The 3,391-nt window shown below is 49.1% G+C and carries 4 protein-coding genes; 2 read left to right on the top strand and 2 right to left on the bottom strand.

Features of this window, described 5'->3' with window-relative positions; genetic code table 11:
• Positions 1 to 758, top strand: a 758-nt coding sequence (locus tag BVJ53_RS14075; RefSeq protein WP_137295996.1) for an aldo/keto reductase, incomplete at its 5' end; no start/stop codon positions are given.
• A gap of 8 nt (positions 759 to 766) precedes the next feature.
• Here the strand turns inward: BVJ53_RS14075 and BVJ53_RS14080 are convergent.
• Positions 767 to 1,789 carry a zinc-binding alcohol dehydrogenase family protein gene (locus BVJ53_RS14080; RefSeq protein WP_129302923.1) on the bottom strand — a complete coding sequence of 341 codons (1,023 nt, stop codon included), beginning with the start codon at positions 1,787 to 1,789 and terminating at the stop codon, positions 767 to 769.
• A 119-nt stretch (positions 1,790 to 1,908) separates the two neighbouring features.
• Here BVJ53_RS14080 and BVJ53_RS14085 point away from each other — a divergent pair, with 119 nt between their 5' ends.
• The gene (locus tag BVJ53_RS14085; RefSeq protein WP_129302924.1) at positions 1,909 to 2,253 is read left to right on the top strand and encodes a winged helix-turn-helix transcriptional regulator; all 345 of its coding nucleotides are present in this window, start codon (positions 1,909 to 1,911) and stop codon (positions 2,251 to 2,253) included.
• A gap of 91 nt (positions 2,254 to 2,344) precedes the next feature.
• On the opposite strand, the gene BVJ53_RS14090 is transcribed toward BVJ53_RS14085, so the two are convergent.
• Entirely contained in the window at positions 2,345 to 3,094 is a 750-nt protein-coding gene (locus tag BVJ53_RS14090) for a sulfite exporter TauE/SafE family protein (RefSeq protein ID WP_129302925.1), read from the bottom strand.
• Positions 3,095 to 3,391 lie beyond the last annotated feature (297 nt).

The following is a 3,391-nucleotide window of genomic DNA, read 5'->3' on the forward strand; positions in this document are numbered from 1 at the left end:
CAATTGATGTCGGATACCGCCACATTGACACTGCAGAGGCTTATGACAATGAAGCCGGGGTTGGCGAAGGTGTGCGTCAATCTGGCATTGCCCGTGAAAAGATTTTCGTCAATACCAAACTGGCAGCTGAGATCAAGGATCACGATACCGCGGTCAAGGCCATTGACGGTTCGCTCGAGAAACTTGATTTGGAATATGCGGACATGATGATTATTCACGCACCGAAGCCATGGGCAAAATACGATGACCCGGAGCGCTATTTTGAAGGCAATCTGGAAGCTTGGCGGGCATTGGAAGAAGCATACAAAGCCGGCAAGTTGCGGGCAATTGGGGTATCTAATTTTGACCCCACTGATCTCAAGAATATCCTGGATCACGCGGAGATTGCCCCGATGGTTGACCAGGTTTTGGCCCACATCACGCAGACGCCATTCAAAACGATTGACTTCGCGCAGGAGCATCAGATTTTGGTCGAAGCCTATTCACCGTTCGGCCATGGCGAAATGTTCAAGAATAAAGACATCCAGAAAATGGCGGCTAAGTATCAAGTTTCCGTTGCTCAGCTAGGGATGCGCTATCTGTTGCAGTTAGGTTTATTGCCGCTGCCGAAAACGCTTAATCCCGCTCATATGAAAGCCAATGCGGAAGTTGACTTTGCGATCAGTGATGATGATATGACCACGCTCAAACGAATGAAGCCCTTAACCAACTATGGCAAGTACCAGTCATACCCGGTTTACAGCGACCGATTGAGTTGAGATAGTTGCTAAGCCCACGGACCGGCCACGACCACTTTGCCAATCATGTGGCCGGATTCGACCAGCGCATGCGCTTTTCTCAGGTTGGCGGCATTCAGTGGCTGTAAGGTTTTGGTTAACGTGCACTGAATAGTACCGTCATCGAGTAAATCGGCAACTTTGTCAAGAATAGCGCTCTGAGAAGCCAGATCGTAGCCATACCATGACTTGGAAAACATCCATTCCCAGGCGAACGTGGCGCGTTTTTTGGTCAACTTCTGCAAGTCAATACCGCGCCGGTTTTCCGTAATGGCGGCGACCCACCCGTCAGGACGAATCATAGTCGCGATTTCGTTCCAATGTTCGTCCAGATGTGAAAGGTTAAGGATGTAATCAACCGTTTGGAAGCCGGCTGCTTTTAACTGTGGCGGTAACGGCTGGCGGTGATTCAAAACGTGATCGGCACCATGTTCCAGTACCCATTTTTGCGAATCCGGACGCGAGGCAGTGGCCAGTACTTGCAGGCCAGCAAGGTGGGCAAGTTGGGTCGCCATTGAACCAACGCCGCCGGAGCCGTTAATAATCAGAATGGCGTGGTGGCGATTTTCTTCTTTCGCATCAAATGGGATATGCAGCTTTTCAAACAGCGCTTCCCATGCGGTGAGACTCGTCAGCGGCATAGCAGCTGCCTGGTCGTCTTTGAGTCTAGCCGGTGCATGGCCAACAATGCGCTCGTCAACCAGTTGATATTCGGCGTTGCTGCCGGAACGTTTATAACTGCCGGCGTAGAATACCCGGTCGCCTTTGTGAAACCGGGTAACGTCCTCGCCCACAGCGGTCACAATCCCTACCGCGTCCCAACCAATGACTTTCGGCTGGGCAAGGCGGGCATGACCTGCGCCGCGCGTACCGGTATCAACCGGATTCACCGAAACTGCCCGGACATTCACCAGTAAGTCATGGCCTTCAGGTGTTGGTGTCGGTAACGTCAAATCTTCTAAACTGTTTTCCTGTTCAATCGGTAAATGTTGCATAAATCCAATAGCTTTCATCAAAATGACTTCCTTTCGTTTGCTTTCTTAATCTTTCACCTTGTATGTTAGCCAGCATGCACTAACATAGTAAGTGAACAAATTGTAAGTAACCTCAAAAGAAGCGAGGAGGCTTTGTGATGGCGCGTGAACTTTATAATTGTGCTGAAGGTTGTCCGGTGCAAAATACGGTCGATCTGATTTCGGGAAAATGGAAAAGCGTCATTCTCTATCATCTGTTTAAAAAGGATGCGACCCGTTTCAGTACCCTGAACAAGGCCATTCCTTCAATAACAGAACGCATGCTAGCGTTACAATTGGCGCAATTGGAAGATGACGGGATTATTTTCAAAAAAGTCGGTGCGGAAGACGGTCGCGCCACGGAATACGGTTTGACCAAATTAGGGCAGACATTAGCACCAGTGATTGATGCCATGGCAGCTTGGGGCAGGTTCTATCAGACGCAGCAAGCTGCGTTGGCATGAACGGCGACGACGTATTTTCTTTTATTCATCAACCAGTTAAACAAAAAGGCATCGGCGAATTTTTTGCCGATGCCTTTTTGCATCTTTTGCATTAAAGATAAGCCTGGTAAAACAGGACGGCAGCGAGTCCGATTGCAAAGATGCCGACCGCAGTTTTAATGACGTGCGACGGAATCAGACGGACAATCATTGGGCCGAGGAAGCCGCCTGCGAACAAGCCGATGCAGACCGGAATTAGAACCCACCAGGCAATTGGCATTGAGAAGATGAACATGATGGATGTCACCGTGTTGTTCACCAGCGATGCGAGGTTGCGCATGGCGTTATATGTGGCGTACGGGCCTGCGACGATACGCGACAGCACCGCGATCATTAGCAGTCCGGCACCGGCGCCAAAATAACCGATATATAATCCGACCAGCATGATCAGTGCGTAGCCGAACCCTTGTGCAAGTTTGCGATGAGTGGCCTGATCCTTGTCTTTTTTCGGCGTCAGGATCATGACCCCAGCTAGGAAAATAATAAACGGAACGACTCTTTTGAAGCTGGCATTGGAACTGTGAATTAAAATAAGCGCCCCTAAGACGCCGCCGAGGGCATTAAGTGATGTAATCAGTAGCGCTTGTCGCCAGTGGCCTTTTAGTTCCCGTCGCGATGAAAGAACCGACGAAGATCCGCTGAACAAAAGACCGATCGTGTTGGTGGCATTGGCCGTGATCGGCGGAATGCCGACCGACAGCAGCATTGGATAAAGCGTCAGTGCCGCCATGCCTACCGTACCATTGAGGATACCGGCAATCAGGCTCATGCCGAGTAAATACAAGATTGTTTCGAGCGTCATAAGCTCGCCTCATTTGATTTATTTTCCGGGTGAATCTGTTTTCTTTTAGTATTTTACACCCAATAACATCTTATCAAGCTTAGCATTGGTGGATACTGTTGTCGCTTTTTAAACGTTTCCAACCTGTGATCGATTGGGTTGTTTTACCGGTGAAAGTAGTTATTTATCGGCTAGTGTCAGAAGTCTTGTCAATGGTATGCCTGAAAATAATTTGCTATACTCAAGAAAAAATTCAGGTGGTACTGGAGGTGGCGGAATGAAAACGCTTGAGATTGCCCATTTGGATAAGGCTTTTGA

The organism is Lacticaseibacillus chiayiensis (assembly GCF_004123795.1).
Taxonomy (GTDB): Bacteria; Bacillota; Bacilli; order Lactobacillales; family Lactobacillaceae; genus Lacticaseibacillus; species Lacticaseibacillus chiayiensis.